The sequence below is a fragment of the Bacillus cereus group sp. RP43 genome, assembly GCF_040459645.1.
Lineage (GTDB): Bacteria > Bacillota > Bacilli > Bacillales > Bacillaceae_G > Bacillus_A > Bacillus_A mycoides_C.
In genome coordinates, this window is the sequence record NZ_JARVHQ010000001.1 from 3,351,883 (window position 1) to 3,368,903 (window position 17,021).

Consider the following 17,021-nt stretch of genomic DNA (forward strand, 5'->3'; position numbering starts at 1 on the left):
TAAAAACGTAACACCTTTTAAAAAATATCCTTCTTCTATTTCTCTTCCGGATAATCACAATACTCAATAATTGTCCCTTCTGTATCCGCTGGGTTAAGGTAAATTAATCGTCTACCATGCTTATTGATGCGAAGCGTATGTTCTAACGTTCGAATACCTTGTTCCTTTAATTCTTCTAAAGCTACATCTAAATCATCTACACGATACGCAACATGATGAACACCTTTACCTTTTTGCTTTATAAATCGTGCTATTGGCGAAGTTGTATTATTCGTTGGCGCAAGTAATTCGATTCTATCACCATCAACTTCAAGAATAGCTACTTCACTTTCAACACCAGGTGCTTCACTTACGTATCGATCTATTAAAGTTCCTGATAAAACCTTTTCATAAAACTGTATCGTACTATCTATATCACGAACTGCGATGCCGATATGATCAATTGTTTTTTTCATTTTATTTCCCCTACTACTTTATTTTTTCTCATTATTAATAGTAACAAAAAAAGTTATAGAATCAAATTCTATAACTTTTTAAATTCAACCTATTTTCTTATTTGCTCTAGCTGCTGGTTGAACTTGATTTTTCATTTTTAAAACGCTAATGCCATATCCGATAAATCCACCGATAATCGCTGGGAAGATCCAGCCTAATCCTACTTCCTGCATCGGAAGGAATTTAGTGAACACTTGGCTTACTACTTCAATGTTAACTCCAGCTGCACTCAATCCATCGAATAAGCTGATGATAAATGTTACGATTAAACTCACTTGATAAACTTCAGCTCTTCCTTTAAATAGTGAATGGAAGAATGTTAAGAAAATCAATACAATTGCTAGTGGATAAATTGCTGTTAATACTGGAACAGAAACTGCGATTAATTGTGTTAATCCTACGTTTGCAACAATTGCACTAAATACACATAGCGTGATTGCAATGGCTTTGTAAGGAATATTTGGGAATAACTTATGGAAGAATGAAGAACATGCTGATACAAGTCCCACACTAGTTGTTAAACAAGCAACTGTAATCATTAACCCTAATAATACTCCGCCATATGATCCGAAATAGTAATTAGAAACTTTCGCTAATACTTCTCCGCCGTTCTCTAAATGTCCAAGCTTCGCAACACTTGAAGCTCCCATATAAGAAAGTGCTGTATAAATAATTGCTAAAATAGATGCCGCAATGATTGTCGCTTTTGCACAAACGACCATAATCTGTGTTTTCGTTTTCGCACCTTTTTCTTTAATTGCATTAATGATGATGATTCCGAATACGAATGATGCAAGCGTGTCCATCGTTAAGTATCCTTCTTGGAATCCTTTAAAGAATGCATGTGATGTATATCCTTCCACTGGTGCTTGCATATCTCCAATCGGATGAATAAAAGCAACGATTACTAAAATACCGATGAATGTCAATTTAATTGGCGTTAATATTTTCCCAACAATATCGACAATTTTCGCAGGATTTAGCGAAAAAAAACAAGTGATGCTAAAGAATATAATTGTAAAAAGAATTAACGGTGTAGAACCTAATCCCTCTGGCATAAACGGCTTAAGACCAATTTCATAAGAAACATTTCCCGTTCTTGGTATTGCAAATAACGGACCAATCGCTAAGTATAAAACTGTTGTAAACACAATCCCGAATACTGGGTGAGCACGACTTGCTAATGACTGTAAATCATCTTTACCCGAAAAACCAAATGCTAGTACACCTAGTAATGGTAATCCAACACCTGTTACTAAAAATCCAGCGTTAGCAATCCAAACATTTTCACCTGCTGATTGACCAAGCATTGCTGGGAAAATTAAATTCCCTGCTCCAAAAAATAGTGCAAATAACATTAATCCGATAACTACTATGAACGAAAACGGTACTTTATTCGCCATAATATAACCCCCATTCAAAATTCCTTATCTCATTTCCAAATTTAACTAATTGAATTTTCTGAATATTTAATTTAAGTATCAACTATTCTTGAACTCATTATAGTTTGATATATAATATTTTGCAATACTATTTTCAAACTTTTCATTTATTTTATTAATATACATTTTTTTACATAGGTAATAGACTAAAAAACCAACATGGTCATCCATGTTGGTTTTTACATTTACTATCATTAATTAAAATTTCGACGCTACTTTCTTAACGTTATCTAGACCGTCTTCAACAATTTGCTGTGAGCGATCTGGATATTGATTGTGTCCTTCAATTACAACTGTCTCTGGATTTGTAATTCCCCAGAACCCAAGTACGTTTGTAACGTAATTAACAGCCATTTCCATAGGAGCCATTTGTTCAGAAGAGTAATCTGAACCACGAGCACCTAAAACAACTACTTTCTTATCACCAGCTAAACCTTCTGGACCATTCGCTGTATATTTAAACGTTTTTCCAGCTTGAGAAAGATATGAAATATACGTAATTAATGGTGCTGGTACTGTAAAGTTCCATAATGGGAACGCAAATACAACCTTTTCAGCCTCTAAAAATTGATTTAAATATTTATCTACTGTAGCAACTGCCTTCTCTTCTTCAGCTGTTATCTCCATTCCTTGACTACGTTTATATCCACCTGAAATAGCGATATTTCCGTAATACGGAAGATCTAATGCGAATAAATCTAACTCCGTAATTTCTGTATTCGGATTTGCTTCCTTATAAGCACTTACAAATGTTTCATACATTTTCGAACTAATTGCTTGCTCCGCTGGACGATCGTTCGCTTTTACAAATAATACTTTTGACATAGTTTTATTCTCCTCTACTTTTGTATTTTCTTCTTTTTTACCAAATAATGAGCTAAATAATCCCATTCTCTTCACCTAAACTTTCTTATCATATTCATTATTCATCAGCATTAAAAATCTTATTCCAAGAAAAGGTTTCATCATATACTGTTGAAACTATCTCATTTAAATACATTTAAATACATTTAAATACATTATCTAAACCGAAGATTTAACTTTTTTTTATTTATTTAATTACCTTATGTAAGTGAGTATAGTATACCTACTTACTTTAGTCAAGTAACTTTTCGAAAAGAAAAAAATCTCGAATTAAAAATATTAAGTAAAGATATTTCCTCAGTCAAAATGATAAATTTGAAAACACATAAGGGAAATACCTTGTATAATACAACTAGAGAGGGAAATTCATCTATAGAGAGGATTTATTAATGAGTACTTTAGAAAAGATTCAAACCTTTATCATTCTTGCAGCTGTTATATTCGGGGTTATATTAGGACAATTTAATATGATACATATGTATTCAGAAAAATTTATTGTCCCCTTCTTATTTTTAATGCTTTATGGATTATTCCTCAGCATCCCATTAAATGATATAAAAAATGGTTTCCGTAACTTAAAATTCGCTGGAACAAGCCTAGGTATTAACTTTATATGGACACCTTTTCTCGCTTGGGGATTAGGCGCATTATTTCTTTCAGATCACCCAGCACTTTGGGTTGGCTTTATTATGTTAATGGTTACTCCGTGTACAGATTGGTATTTAATTTTCACAGAGATCGCAAAAGGTAACGTCGCATTATCTACATCAATTCTACCGGTAAATTTAATTTTACAAGTATTATTGCTCCCAGTTTATTTATTTTTATTTGCAGGTGTAATGAAAACGGTAGAAATTTCTGTTTTAGTAGAAAGTATCGTTATCGTACTTGTTTTACCATTTTTACTTGCGCACGCTACAAAATTCATTATGCATAAAATGAAAAAAGCTGAAACACTTGAGAATAAACTCATTCCGTTTTTCAGCTCTGCTCAAATTGTATTTTTAAGTTTAGCAATATTAGCGATGTTTGCCTCACAAGGTAAGTACTTATTACAAAATATGAATATTGTTTTATTATTACTTATACCAGTATTACTGTTCTTCATGATTAACTTTATACTAGGACAGTTTGTAGGACGTATGATGCATTTATCCTATGAAGACACTGTAAGCCTAAGCTTAACAACATTAGCGAGAAACTCGCCTGTTGCACTCGCAATTGCTGTGACTGCTTTTCCAGACGAACCTCTTATTGCACTTGCCTTGGTCATTGGGCCGTTAATTGAATTGCCTGTGCTTGCTAGCATTTCACAAGTGTTGCTGCTTATTAAGAAAAAACAGCAATACACATAATAAAAAACGTCCCACTGCGGGACGTTTTTTATTTTCGAGAAATTATAGAATTAACGATACTTATCGTCTCTTACTCATTAATAAAAATGATATAATAAAAGATTAACTTTCGTTACATTAAAAGAGCTTTTCTAATTAAACATTATAGGAAAAGTAAATATAACGAAAGCTGCCCAAAGTCCGTATACCGGCAAATACTTAGTAACTGCATCTTGGATAGTTGAAGGTCCGGATTTGTTTTGTAGAAAACGCATATAGGAGAGCATAATCCAAATTAGATTTGCCCAGATAAGTATGTTTACTCCTAAAGCAGCAAGTCTATTAGGCGTAATCCCATAAGAAGAAAGTCTGAACACGATTGCTGACAAAGCCACACTGTCAATGATAAGTGCAAGAACAATTAAGGCAAAATTTATATAATCTGAAATGTTCTTTTTCTCGTCTGAGTCGCTCTCGATAATGGAAAATATGGTAACGGCCAATACACCAAGGAGTATTCCGTTGAAGACTATCAGGAAATTGCGGTCCAAGAATGGATTTTTTCCGACCCATATAACCGTTATTAGATAGAGCAACAACGTGATCAGGACAAGAGGACTAAAAATTTTAGCTATATATGGTGTAATATTCTTAGCAAGTTTCAGATTCATTGATACCAGGTATGCAGCCACAATAGCAAGAGCGGCAGCACCAAATAAAACAACATTACTAAAATAGAAGTCTTCTATATTCAAGTCAACAAACCTAAATAACTGCATGGTTAATGCTGCTAGTACCATTCCGCTAACTGCCATGCTGGCGTAGAGAATACAATACTCCAAATTAAATTTAATATAGGCTAATCTTGTACTGCCTTTTGAATATTCATTCCCTGTAAATGCAAGCCCTACCAATACCCATAAGAATATGGGAAAGTGTAAATAAGCAAGGATAATACTGTCTTTATAATTTAATGGCAGCATATTAAGATAAAACCCGGAAATTAGGAACAACGCTGCAAGAGAATAAATAACACTTTTTTTCGGAGTATTATTGTAAACAAAATAGGCAGCAATAAAGGGAATTATACCAAAAGCCAGGTTAATTGGAGCAATTGCTTCCTGTTCGACAAAATGGAAAATGATTCTAGTGCTTATCCCGGCCAGAATAGCTAAAATGCCCATGAATAAGAAACCTTTTTGAAATACGGAAGTTTTTTCTGTATTTACTGTCTCCTTGAAATGCAATCTTTCATGCCAAACACCAAGAACCTTAGAATCTGGATTTTGTTCCCATGCGTGTGAGAATGACTTTTTAAAAGCTTTCGGGTCTTTTCTATACATTCTCTCCAGCTCATGAGGGTTATCAATATTTTCAATAATCAAATTGTTAATGTCCATAGTTATACCTCCTCTAATTTTAAAAACAACGTTGTTGCCTTTTCCATAAAAAGCACCTCACTTATTTATTATGATTTTGATTTTAATATATTTTTTATCGTTTTACAATAAATTTTTATTATTTAAGGTAATGTTTTTGTTGTATATTTTTTCAGACGTCGGTGTAAGCTACTTTCAGTTGTCCTCTTAGTTGCTTGTTTTTCTTTTGTATAAAAGAACTGATGAAGATGATATAAACGTCCTATTTAATACTATCTTTTCAAATATTTTTTATTGTTAGTACACAAAATCATGTAATTCAAAAATAAAAAAGCATGACATAAAATTGTCATGCTTTTTCTTTTCTATCAATATTTTTTCAAACCTAACCTGTTATAGCACCTTTCACTTGAACATGAGCTGTTTTATTTATTGAAACCACTTAATTCTCAAACACAAAATTAATCTTATTATCTTTCCACTCTAACTTCGCATCAAATGTTTTCTCGCCTTTTTTAAAGCCTTTAATTAAATCGGTCTTCTCGCCTTTTAATAGTTTCGTCATGTTTTTTTGCGAAATAGCTTTGCTTAATATCTTCTTCGAAATGGTAAAGTCACACTGTGTTGTGTTGTAGTTGGAACACCCGTAAAATGTGGACTTATCAATAACATCGCCATCGCATTTTTTACAGTTACCCACCTTTTTACCTGTTGTAAATTTCGATCCTTTTCGCTCAATCGATTCAACATGTAATCCAGTGAAATCCCATTTCTCAGACATTTCAACCGCGTCTTCAATAATTTTAGCTGATAGTTTTTTCGTTTGTTCCATAAATGTAGCTGGTGAAGCTGTCCCTTCACCAATTTCTGCAAGACGCTGTTCCCATTTTGCAGTCATTTCCGGTGAAGCTAATATTTTGTCGCCGATTGCTGTAATTAATACTTTTCCCTTATCGGTCGCATACACTTGGTTTTTCTGCACATCAATATATTTACGGTCTTTCAGCATCGTAATAATTCCAGCGCGAGTCGCTTCCGTACCTAAACCTTCTGTTTTCTTCAATACTTTCTCGAGCTCTTCATTATCTAAATACTTACCGGCTGTTTTCATTAACGTAATAAGTTGTCCTTCTGTATAACGCTTCGGTGGCTGTGTTTTTCCTTCTTTCACTTTCACCTTTACAACTTTCCCTTGTTCACCTTCAGCTACAATTGGGAGAATTGTTTCATCATCTTTGTCATCTTGGAAAATTACTTTACGCCATCCTTCTTGAATTTGCTGTTTTCCTTTCGAAATGAATTCAGCACGTTCGTCTACAAGCGTTGTAATCGTTGTGTAGTCAAAGATTGCTACTTCATAATGCGCCGCAATAAGTCTTCTTACGATCATATCGTAAATTTTCTTTTCATCACCTGATAGTTTGCTTGGATTTGTAACTTGCTCTGTCGGTATAATTGCATAGTGATCTGTAACTTTTTTTTCATTCACATAGCGCTTGTTGTTCATAATCGATTCAATTGGTGCTGGCAATAAACCTTTATATTCATCAAACTGACTTAACTTCTGTAAAATATCAGGGAATGTTGCTGCCTCTCCTTGTGTAACATAGTTAGAATCCGAACGCGGATAAGAGACAATCCCTTTTTGATATAGTGCTTGTGTTATATCAAGCGTCTTTTTCGGTGAAAATTTAAAAGCTTTATTCGCAGTTGCTTGCAGTGCTGATAAATTAAATAAAAACGGCGGCTGAAACTCTTTACGCTCCGTTTTCATTTCTTTCACTACAGCCGGCTTATTCTGACAAAACGCTGCAATTTTATTTGCCAAATCAGGATCATTTAAGCGGGACTCATTATCTTTCTCCCATTTCCCCTCATACTTCTTTCCCTCTATATTAAAGGTTGCGAACACTTCCCAAAACGGCTCTGACTTAAAGTTCTCTATTTCTTTCTCCCGCTTTACGATTAACGCGAGTGTTGGTGTTTGTACACGACCAGCGGAAAACACATCGTTCATTCCCTTTTTCTTTAGCAAAATACTAAAGACACGCGATGCATTCATACCAACGACCCAATCAGCGCAAGATCTTGTATATGCTTCATAATACGTATTAATCGTATCTGCTTCATCTAGTAAGTTTTTAAATCCTTGATAAATAGCTTGCTTCGTTAAAGAGGAAATCCAAAGACGCTTCATCGGTTTTTGCACGCTGCAAAGATTAATAATATTTCGTACAATCAGTTCCCCTTCACGCCCAGCATCGCCCGCGTGAATAATTTCTGTTACCTGAGGATTATGTAACAGCTGTTTCACAACGTTAAATTGCTTATACTTCGACTTTGTTACTTCAAATTGAAAACGCTCTGGAATCATAGGTAACGTATTAAGTGACCATTTTTTCCACTCTGCGTGATAATGTTCTGGATTACATAACTGCGTCAAATGACCAATTGCCCATGTACAGTACGCTCCATTTGGAAATAACTCATTTGCTTCTACTTCTAAATATCCATCTTTCCGGCGATATTTAAACTGTGAAACAAGAGCCAAACCTTGATCTGGTTTCTCGGCAATAATTAATTTCATTTTATAACTCCCTATCTGTATTCCAGTGTTACTTTCATTGTCTATATGTTTAGAAGCGATGATAATACAACAATCTTATTTATCATTCGCGGGTTACTCCAATAATGGGATAACTATAATATTATACGCTTATTCTTTATGGCTTCACAATAGAAACTCATTATATAACAATTTCTTTCACATACTCATAGACAAAAAAGACGCTCAAAAATCGAGCGTCTTTTCCATTCACTACTATTTGCTTTCCTATATTCTATAAAATTTAAAATACAACAATCCCTATGAAGCATCGTCTACTAAGATAACCTTCATTATTTGAAAATTATATTGAACTTACCTTTTTTAAATTGTGCAGATAATTTGCAGATATATATTAGCATAAGTACTCTCCATTTGAACATATGATGAAGTGAATGATAGGACAGGGAGGTATCATAATGTTAGCTTATACGTTAACTACCTTAACACTTTGTTGTATCTCGATTATTATCGCATCATATATTTCTAAACGTAAGGGTACCCTAATGGAGTATATGGTATTTATTATGTCTTTTAGTATGAGTATCGGTTTAAGTATAGGTTTTTATTTAGGTATTCTCTTTAAAGGAGAATTACTATATTCTACTTTGCTTGCTATTTTGATTAGTGGTTTTATCGGTTTTTTAGTCGGTCTACGTTTTCACCTGTATACTGCCTTAGAAGGAATGTTCTCTGGATTAATGGCAAGTATGATGGGAGCTATGATTACAGAGATGTTAAACGCTCAACAAGCCCATAGTATACTGTTTATTAGTCTCTTACTTACTATAACGATAACTATGTCATGTATGATTCAGCTTTTATCAGAAACCTTTCCTACTTATATCCATCGTCGGTTTCTATTATTACTCTCAATTGGCGTAGTAATTGTTCTCACTGTATTCGTAACATTCCCAGATCATACGCCTCCACCTGCATCCGAGCATGATCAACATATGTATAACGCTAAAGACTAAAATATATAAAGCAGTTATCCTATGGATAACTGCTTTATATTATTCTGGCTTATTAGGAATGCTAGGGTTTGGAACATAATCAGATTTATAATCTGTATATTTCACTTCTGTTACCATCCCCGCTGAAGCATGGTGTAAATCATGACAGTGGAACATCCATTCACCCGGATTGTCTGCTACAAAGGCTACTTCATATTCTTCTCCCGGTTTTAAGTTTAATGTATCTTTAACAATTGGCGAACCTTCTATCGGTTTTCCATCTTTACTCAATACCTGGAAGAAATGACCATGCAAATGCATCGGGTGATCGTCCGCTTTAGAGCGATTTACTAACTTTACTTTTACTAAGTCACCCTTTTTCACTGGAATTGGGTCAATATCTGGGAATACCTTTCCGTTAATTGTATATACCATTTCATTTCCATTCATTTGCGTATTCAAGTTCATATTATATGTGGTAGTATACTGCTGGTCTAACGTGAAACTACCTAATTTTTTAGTACCATATTTCGCCATGTCTAATTTTGATAACTTCTCTTTTTCGTTTGCTTTGTCTTTCATCTCTTTACTACCTTCATATTCAATAACAGCTTTCATTCCTTTTGTACCTTTATTTTCTGAATGGTCTTCAACGTACCATTTCCCAGGATTGTTAGCAGTAAATTCAATATCATAACGTTCACCCGGTGCTATTGAAATTACTTTATCCTTAATAACTTTTGGATCATTTATTGGTTGGCCATCTGTCGCAATTACTTTTATATCATGACCATGAACGTGTATATCATGTGATAAGTAACCAGCATTAACAAGTCGAAGACGAACTTTATCTCCCTTATTCACTTTTAATGACTCTACTAACTTCCCGCTTTTACCATTGATTGTGAATAAGTCATACATACTCATATCATGACCTTCCATCTTCATATTTCCATGGTTCATTCCTGCCATATTGCCAGAGTCTTTTTTATCACTGCCCATGTCCATACCAGAATGATCCATACCTTTCATATCATCATTCTTTTTCGTATTTTCATTATCCTTACTAGATTTATTACCGTCTGCTTTTTCTGTTTGTCCTTTTGTCATTTCTTTTAACTGCTTATTAATTCCTTCTTTATCTGTTACCCATTCATCTAACATTAATGTGTAATCTTTATCATACTTTTCATTTGTATCCTCTACAATAAGAGCACCATACAAGCCTCTATCTAGTTGATTTACAGAATCTTGATGTGAATGATACCAATAAGTTCCTGGTACGCTCGCTTCAAATTCATAGGTGAAACTTTTTCCTGATTCAACCGCATCTTGTGTCACGCCTGGAATTCCATCCATGTTATTTGGGACAGGATACCCATGCCAATGAATAGATACTGGTGCAGGTAATTCATTTTTTAATGTCACTTTAACCTTTTTACCTTTTTTCACCCTGATTTCTGGACCCGGGGATGAACCATTAAATGTCCAGACTGGAACAATAACACCGTTACTTAGCTTTTGTTTTTCTTCTTTCGCTACTAAAGTAACTTCTGGCCCTTTTACAACTTTCAATGGCTTTGTAGCCGTCTCAGTCTGTGTTGTTTTTTTATCGTTCATATTTTTATGATCATTTGTTGTATTTGTAGTCGCAGAACATGCAGCAATTAAAGTTATTACGGAGACTGTAACTGCTGTTAATACAAATCTCTTCATGGAAAATCCCTCCTTTTTCTTTTTCAAGATTATTATAGAAGACAATTTTCAAGAAAATATGGAGATATAAAATGAACAAAATAAAAAGACGCCCAAAATTGAGCGCCTCTTCTAATTATTATTTCGTAACAACTTCATCTTCTTTTACATTTACATTATTTTCTCTCATAAACTCTTCAACCTCTTCAACTTCTCTAATGATATCTTTTGACAAGTTTTCATACCCGTCCTTTGTGATAAGAATATCATCTTCAATACGAATCCCAATTGATTCTTCTTCAATATATAGACCTGGTTCAATCGTAATGACCATACCTTCTTCTAATACTCTATCTTTGTATGTTCCTACATCATGAGTATCTAAACCTAAGAAATGACTCACGCCGTGATAATAATATTTAGATAGTTCCTCATCTTCTTGAATTAAACCAATAGCTTTACACTCTTCTGCTAGTACTTTTTTTGTATGCTCATTTAATGCAGCAAATTTTAATCCTGGCTTAATAAGCTCAGTTGTTTCTTTCAATGCTTTTAACACGATATTATATATTTGTTTTTGGCGACTAGAGAATGTTCCACTAGCTGGGAATGTGTAACTAATATCAGCGTTGTAGTAATCTTTCTGAGCACCTAAATCGAGCAGTACTAAATCACCATTTTGAATTTGTGCATCATTATCTTCATAATGAAGGACTGTAGCATTTTTACCACTCGCCAAAATTGTATTAAACGCATGATGTTTAATTCCAGATGATTTAAGCGTAAAATCAAAATGAGCTTCTAATTCATATTCCATCACATCTGCTTTTGCATGCTTCAGCACGTTATAAATACCCTCCTTAGTTACAGCAATCGCTTCTTTAATGATTTCAATTTCTTCTTCTGTTTTAAACACTCGTAATTCACAAATGTTTGGGTATACATTTCCAATTGTTATGTGCGGATACTGTTCTCTTACATGTTTAGCAAACGCTAATGTTTTCGTCTCAGTACCGTTCCACTCACGAAGTTCCAAGTCTAAATTCACATGTTTCACATTTTCCACGAAAAGTGTATTCGTCATTGTCTTTTCAAAGCTATCTAAATACACAACTTTCTTTATACCTGATAATTTCTCTGCTTCTTCTTTAGAAACTGTTTTTCCAACCCACTTTTCAAGCACTGGATCTGATTTTTCAATGAAAAGAGTCTCTTCTACACTATTCCCAAACTTTTTTAACATGAAAATAACATTCGGCTCATCGATTCCCGTTAAGTAGTAAAAATTACGATTCGGTACAAATTTATAATGTGCATCAGCTGACATATGAGGTGCTTGTCCAGCAAATAAAATAGTAATTGATTCATCTGGTAACGTGTTTACTAATCGTTCTCTATTTCGAGCAAAAAATGTTGACTTCATAATAATCCCCCTAGCGTTCTCTGTATGCTTGTAAAACTAATTATCCAATACAATTCATTCTATTATTGTTACAATTTTTCGTCAATTAATAGGGTTCATATAGAAAGTAAACCTTTCATTACTAGGCCTATATGCGGTATAACGTCTCCACAACTATTCCTTTCACTCGCAATTATGCATATCACTCCATAATTTCTTGACATTTATTCCATATACTTAAAATCTCATATGCAGGAAAGGGGTCTACAAATTTGAAACATTATGTAGCAACAGGGTTAGCAATTACTTCTTTATTAATAATTACAGGATGTTCTAACAATGCTGAAACAGCACCAGCGAAAAAAGAAACGGTGCAATCTCAGCCAAAAAATAAAGAAACAACAAATACAATTCCGCAAAACTTCTATAAAGAAATTACATCTGGAAAAATCGAACACATTCATGGGATTGGTTATGCAGGAAATATGCCTGGGGCTTCTATCGCAACTCACAGTGGTATAAAAGTTTATCAAAATGGAAAATGGTTTGAAACTACTACACAGTTACACGATTATATGGGATTTCAATCAACAAAAAACGGCTTCTTTGCCAGTGGACATCCTGAACAAGGTGCAAATTTTAAAAATCCTTTAGGGTTAATGAAAAGTTCTGATGGCGGAAATACCCTTGAAAAGCTAGCCTTTTATGGAGAATCTGATTTTCATAACCTTGCTGTCGGATATAATACGGAAGCAATTTATTTATATAACGAGCGTCCAAATTCTAAATTACAACAAGGTTTTTATTTCAGTACGAACAGCGGACAAGAATGGAAAAATAGTAAGTTACAAGGGCTTTCAAGTACAATCCACTCCTTTTCAGTACATCCGGATCAATCTAGTGTTGTCGCAGTAAGTGCTAAAGACGGCGTGTATTTATCTACAGATTACGGGAATACTTTTAAATTATTCTCTAAATCTCTTGAATCGACCGCAGTTACATTTAGCGATGAAGATGTCATTTATGCCTCTATTAATAAGGAAAACAAACAAATGATAACGAAGCAATCTATCGCTACAAATGAAGAGACAAACATACAAGCTCCATCTTTAGATCCTAAAGATACAATTATGTATATTTCACAAAACCCTCAAAATTCATCTGAAATGGTATTTGCTACAATGAAAGCAAATGTGTTTCTTTCTACGGATGACGGTAAAACGTGGAAGCAGATTACTAAAAATGGAACATTACAATATAACTAGTTAGAAAGGTGCATATAACGTGTTTTCAACAATTAGTGAATGGAGTTATCAGCTCATGTCTCCTTTAATGGATGTCGCGAATGCTACGAAATCAATTCCTCTTTTATTTGCGTTTTTATTAGGCATAGTAGGTACCCTTGCTCCTTGCCAATTAACAGGAAACATTAGCGCTATTACACTTTATCCCGCATTAACGGGCAGTAAAACTCCCACCTCAAAATTCGGATAGGACAAAGAAGTTAGGCGGGAGATCAACTGCCCGTAAATGCCCGATTGGTTCAACTAATAATCAGTGGGGGATGAACAAAACCCCCACTGATTAAAGTTTCACTTTATAGCAATCAATCTTTACAAAAGGGACATGCCTGGAAACATATACTGTTATTCATTTTAGGAAAAGTAATAGCTTTTACGATGCTGGGACTATTAGTATGGGCGTTAGGAAAAGAAATTCAACAAATATTAACTCTGTATTTCCCATGGTTACGTAAACTGATCGGACCTTTATTAATAATAATGGGGTTAATATTATCAGGTATTATAAAAGGAAGAAGTTTCTTCTCTATCAAATTTATACGAAAACAAAATGAAGTCAGCTCATTTTTACTTGGGTTCTTCTTTTCTTTAGCTTTCTGTCCGACTATGTTTGTGCTATTTTTCGGAACGTTAATCCCTTTATCTTTATCATATAATTATGGGTACTTATTTCCGACATTCTTTTCAATAGGAACCGCTCTACCTATCGTTGTACTTATGTTCATCATCTCCTACCTTGGATTAAATGAAGCACTACTTAAAAAGAGCCGAAAAACAGGAAAAAACATTCAGTGTATAGCAGGTGTACTACTCATTTTAATCGGACTTTATGACATATCCTTATATTGGGTATAAATAAAAAAGGTAAGTTCAAGTGAATCGAACTTACCTTTTTTTAAATCATTTTATTATTTTTTCTTTTTTTGTAACTGTGCTAATAAATTCGTAACAAACGCCAGAAACAATCGGTCATTTTCTTTTTTAGGTGACCATTGCATTATTAGTTGCCGTGGAATTTTAATTTCTATCGGTTGCACGATGAAGTCATGAATAATTTGTTTATGAAGTCCTGATAACGGAACGATTGTTATACCGTTAACTTGTAAAGCCAGTGCTAACGCCGAACTAATTGTCTCTGATTCCATCACTTTATTAACTACTATTTCATTTTTTATCAAATATGGTTCAAGTACTTCTTTACAACCAGAGAGCGGCATTATAAAAGGATAATTTTTCAACTCTTTCATTGTAAGATCAGATGGAACTGACTTAGAAGAAACCATAACATACGGATCTTCACCAATTACATCATAATGAAATCCTGGTATTAAATTTTCTTTTATAGAAATAGAAAAATCTGCACTTCCAGAAGACAGCCAATCTAACACTTCTTGATAGCTTCCTTCTCGAACTGCAAGCACATACTGACTTTGATCAAAATTACCTAGTTCGATACACTCCGCCAAACAATATACAGTAACTGAAGGATATGTAGCTAATACAATCTTATACAAGTTATTATTTTTTAATTGTAAAGCTGTTTCTTCAAGGTTTTCATACTCCAGTAGAAGTCGATCTACACAAACTAAAAATTCCTTTCCATTTTCAGTTAACATCGTTCCTTGTCTAGAACGATCAAATAAAGTTAAAGCATATCGTTTCTCTAATTTGTTTATGATATGAGTTATAGCCGGCTGTGTCATATGTAATTCTTTCGCTGCTAAACTAATGCTGTTCAAGCGAGCCACATTTTTAAAAACTTTAAAATCAAAAACGTTCATTCTGTTCTCCTTATATAAAAGATATTTATATCATCTATAAATAACCTTCATTATATTTATCAAACCACTTCCTATACACTAAGTATACATCATCAATATCACGAAAGAATAAATCTTATAATCATTAGAGGAGTGTTGGTTAAATGAGTACTTACGTTTTAGTACATGGAGCATGGCAAGGCGAATGGGCATGGGAATTTGTAAGACCTCAACTAGAGGCTTTCGGACATACAGTTGTTACACTAGACTTACCTGGAAGTGGAAAAGATATGACTCCATCACAAAATATAACGTTAGATTCTTATGTTAATGCAGTAACAGCTACTATAGATCAACAAAATGAAAAAGTTATTCTTATTGGACATAGTATGGGTGGAATTGTGATCACTCAAACAGCTGAACTTATACCAAATAAAATCGATAAATTAGTATATCTTTGTGCATTCTTACCACAAAACGGAGAAAGTCTTGGTAGTAAATTAGATGGTGAAGCTGGTCCACAATTCTCAATTAATGAGAATGACATGACTGCAGAACTTATACCAGAGTTGACTGAACAAACATTTTTAAACGCTACAGAAGATGCAGCTATTAAAGAATCTTCTTTCAAACAAATGCGTCCTCAACCACTAGGACCATTCCAGCAAGAGATAAAAATATCTGAAGAAAACTTTGGAACTATAGATCGTATTTATATCGAAACGACTCTAGATAGAGCAATTCCGATTGATTTTCAGCGCCGAATGAATACAGAAACTCCTTGTATGAAAATCATTACTTTGGAAGCTGATCATTCTCCATTCTTTTCTAAAACAACAGAACTTGTTAGTCACTTACATGAATTAAGCTAAGCTTTATATTTTCCTTGTAGACACCCACTTACTGTAATACGGGTGTCTACTTTTCTTTTACCCTTCTTGACATATTCATATAAAAAAGTTAAAATAACTATAAATTAGTAAGTAACTAATTTATTTTAAAATAAGAGGTGAACAAAATGCAAAACATTTTATTCCGTATTAACGAATTATCAAAAAAAGAAAGAACATCTGGATTAACAGTTGATGAAAAACAAGAACAACAAATGTTGCGTCAAAACTATACAAAAACATTTCGTGGAAGCTTAGATTCCATTTTATTAAACACAAAAATCGTTGATCAAAATGGTCTTAACGTTACACCAGTTGCATTACAAGATGCTCAAATACGTTTAAAATTAAGCAAATGAAATCAAAGCTAAAAAAACAATCGTATAAAACATAAAAAGAGCTGGATTTCCTATATAGAAATTCCAGCTCTTTTTATTGTCTTTTCTAATTTAGTATACGAGCGATACATCGCAATTCTCCACGATACGATCATCGCAAAAGCAAGTAAGAAAAACATCCCGCTCAATTGCGCCAAATCAATTGATTGACTTAAATATGATTTCAATGCTACCCGAACAGCTAATAAACCAACTAAAATAAATATGAACGCTTTTGACGGTTTCATATATATATCTTCGCCTCTTATTTCAAACTTAGTTGTTTTAATAAGAAATATAGAGAAAATAAGCCCTATGCTAATTGCCTCTACTATTTCTAACGATGTTAACCGAAACTCTGGTAAGAAGTACATCGATGCGCCAGTACTCATAAAGATTGGCGGTAATATAATTTTCTTTTTCACTATCGGTTTTTTCGCTGACTTAAAGCGAAGAAACATTACACCAACAGCCATACATACCGCTACGATACTTGATAAAAGTGCTAAACTCATACTCTC

The 17,021-nt window shown here is 33.8% G+C and carries 14 protein-coding genes and 1 pseudogene; 6 read left to right on the plus strand and 9 right to left on the minus strand.

Annotated features, from left to right (window positions below; translation table 11 throughout):
* Positions 1-35 precede the first annotated feature (35 nt).
* From QCI75_RS17535 to QCI75_RS17545, 3 genes are all read right to left on the minus strand, one after another.
* Positions 36-455: a VOC family protein gene (locus QCI75_RS17535; protein WP_002126861.1), complete on the minus strand. Its 420-nt coding sequence runs from the start codon at positions 453-455 to the stop codon at positions 36-38.
* An 84-nt stretch (positions 456-539) separates the two neighbouring features.
* A complete protein-coding gene (brnQ, locus tag QCI75_RS17540) occupies positions 540-1,898 on the minus strand; it encodes a branched-chain amino acid transport system II carrier protein (protein WP_144506008.1) in 1,359 nt (452 codons plus the stop codon).
* A gap of 237 nt (positions 1,899-2,135) precedes the next feature.
* Positions 2,136-2,828: an FMN-dependent NADH-azoreductase gene (locus QCI75_RS17545; protein WP_144506009.1), complete on the minus strand. Its 693-nt coding sequence runs from the start codon at positions 2,826-2,828 to the stop codon at positions 2,136-2,138.
* Between the two features lie 362 nt (positions 2,829-3,190).
* Between QCI75_RS17545 and QCI75_RS17550 the strand changes: the two genes are divergently transcribed.
* Entirely contained in the window at positions 3,191-4,156 is a 966-nt protein-coding gene (locus tag QCI75_RS17550) for an arsenic resistance protein (RefSeq protein WP_144506010.1), read from the plus strand.
* Positions 4,157-4,287: 131 nt separating this feature from the next.
* Here QCI75_RS17550 and QCI75_RS17555 read toward each other — a convergent pair whose 3' ends face one another.
* Entirely contained in the window at positions 4,288-5,535 is a 1,248-nt protein-coding gene (locus QCI75_RS17555; RefSeq protein WP_144506011.1) for a DUF4153 domain-containing protein, read from the minus strand.
* 421 nt (positions 5,536-5,956) lie between these two features.
* Positions 5,957-8,101, minus strand: a complete 2,145-nt coding sequence (gene topB, locus QCI75_RS17560; RefSeq protein ID WP_144506012.1) for a DNA topoisomerase III — start codon at positions 8,099-8,101, stop codon at positions 5,957-5,959.
* 437 nt (positions 8,102-8,538) lie between these two features.
* Here topB and QCI75_RS17565 point away from each other — a divergent pair, with 437 nt between their 5' ends.
* Positions 8,539-9,096 carry a hypothetical protein gene (locus tag QCI75_RS17565; RefSeq protein WP_144506013.1) on the plus strand — a complete coding sequence of 186 codons (558 nt, stop codon included), beginning with the start codon at positions 8,539-8,541 and terminating at the stop codon, positions 9,094-9,096.
* Between the two features lie 39 nt (positions 9,097-9,135).
* Here the strand turns inward: QCI75_RS17565 and QCI75_RS17570 are convergent, their stop codons facing one another.
* Both QCI75_RS17570 and QCI75_RS17575 read right to left on the minus strand, forming a co-directional pair.
* A complete protein-coding gene (locus QCI75_RS17570; RefSeq protein ID WP_353760910.1) occupies positions 9,136-10,791 on the minus strand; it encodes a multicopper oxidase family protein in 1,656 nt (551 codons plus the stop codon).
* Positions 10,792-10,909: 118 nt separating this feature from the next.
* A complete protein-coding gene (locus QCI75_RS17575) occupies positions 10,910-12,193 on the minus strand; it encodes an aminopeptidase P family protein (RefSeq protein WP_144506015.1) in 1,284 nt (427 codons plus the stop codon).
* A gap of 251 nt (positions 12,194-12,444) precedes the next feature.
* Between QCI75_RS17575 and QCI75_RS17580 the strand changes: the two genes are divergently transcribed.
* Together QCI75_RS17580 and QCI75_RS17590 are read left to right on the plus strand one after the other, a co-directional pair.
* Positions 12,445-13,437, plus strand: coding sequence for a F510_1955 family glycosylhydrolase (locus QCI75_RS17580; protein ID WP_353760911.1), 993 nt, complete (start codon positions 12,445-12,447; stop codon positions 13,435-13,437).
* A gap of 19 nt (positions 13,438-13,456) precedes the next feature.
* Positions 13,457-14,328: pseudogene (locus QCI75_RS17590) on the plus strand (urease accessory protein UreH domain-containing protein).
* Positions 14,329-14,381: 53 nt separating this feature from the next.
* Here the strand turns inward: QCI75_RS17590 and QCI75_RS17595 are convergent.
* Positions 14,382-15,254 carry a LysR family transcriptional regulator gene (locus tag QCI75_RS17595; protein ID WP_144506018.1) on the minus strand — a complete coding sequence of 291 codons (873 nt, stop codon included), beginning with the start codon at positions 15,252-15,254 and terminating at the stop codon, positions 14,382-14,384.
* Positions 15,255-15,397: 143 nt separating this feature from the next.
* On the opposite strand from QCI75_RS17595, the gene QCI75_RS17600 reads away from it, so the two are divergent.
* A complete protein-coding gene (locus tag QCI75_RS17600) occupies positions 15,398-16,105 on the plus strand; it encodes an alpha/beta fold hydrolase (protein WP_353760912.1) in 708 nt (235 codons plus the stop codon).
* 146 nt (positions 16,106-16,251) lie between these two features.
* Positions 16,252-16,482: a DUF896 domain-containing protein gene (locus tag QCI75_RS17605; protein ID WP_002168639.1), complete on the plus strand. Its 231-nt coding sequence runs from the start codon at positions 16,252-16,254 to the stop codon at positions 16,480-16,482.
* 50 nt (positions 16,483-16,532) lie between these two features.
* On the opposite strand, the gene QCI75_RS17610 is transcribed toward QCI75_RS17605, so the two are convergent.
* A complete protein-coding gene (locus tag QCI75_RS17610) occupies positions 16,533-17,015 on the minus strand; it encodes a CcdC family protein (protein ID WP_144506019.1) in 483 nt (160 codons plus the stop codon).
* Positions 17,016-17,021: the final 6 nt, after the last annotated feature.

What these genes read in the sequence shown, in the direction of transcription:
- QCI75_RS17610 (WP_144506019.1), bottom strand. Translation starts at nt 17,015, where the DNA reads ATGAGTTTAGCACTTTTATCAAGTATCGTAGCGGTATGTATGGCTGTT.
- QCI75_RS17555 (WP_144506011.1), bottom strand. Translation starts at nt 5,535, where the DNA reads ATGGACATTAACAATTTGATTATTGAAAATATTGATAACCCTCATGAG.
- QCI75_RS17600 (WP_353760912.1), top strand. Translation starts at nt 15,398, where the DNA reads ATGAGTACTTACGTTTTAGTACATGGAGCATGGCAAGGCGAATGGGCA.
- brnQ (WP_144506008.1), bottom strand. Translation starts at nt 1,898, where the DNA reads ATGGCGAATAAAGTACCGTTTTCGTTCATAGTAGTTATCGGATTAATG.
- topB (WP_144506012.1), bottom strand. Translation starts at nt 8,101, where the DNA reads ATGAAATTAATTATTGCCGAGAAACCAGATCAAGGTTTGGCTCTTGTT.
- QCI75_RS17565 (WP_144506013.1), top strand. Translation starts at nt 8,539, where the DNA reads ATGTTAGCTTATACGTTAACTACCTTAACACTTTGTTGTATCTCGATT.
- QCI75_RS17570 (WP_353760910.1), bottom strand. Translation starts at nt 10,791, where the DNA reads ATGAAGAGATTTGTATTAACAGCAGTTACAGTCTCCGTAATAACTTTA.
- QCI75_RS17595 (WP_144506018.1), bottom strand. Translation starts at nt 15,254, where the DNA reads ATGAACGTTTTTGATTTTAAAGTTTTTAAAAATGTGGCTCGCTTGAAC.
- QCI75_RS17575 (WP_144506015.1), bottom strand. Translation starts at nt 12,193, where the DNA reads ATGAAGTCAACATTTTTTGCTCGAAATAGAGAACGATTAGTAAACACG.
- QCI75_RS17535 (WP_002126861.1), bottom strand. Translation starts at nt 455, where the DNA reads ATGAAAAAAACAATTGATCATATCGGCATCGCAGTTCGTGATATAGAT.
- QCI75_RS17545 (WP_144506009.1), bottom strand. Translation starts at nt 2,828, where the DNA reads ATGGGATTATTTAGCTCATTATTTGGTAAAAAAGAAGAAAATACAAAA.
- QCI75_RS17550 (WP_144506010.1), top strand. Translation starts at nt 3,191, where the DNA reads ATGAGTACTTTAGAAAAGATTCAAACCTTTATCATTCTTGCAGCTGTT.
- QCI75_RS17605 (WP_002168639.1), top strand. Translation starts at nt 16,252, where the DNA reads ATGCAAAACATTTTATTCCGTATTAACGAATTATCAAAAAAAGAAAGA.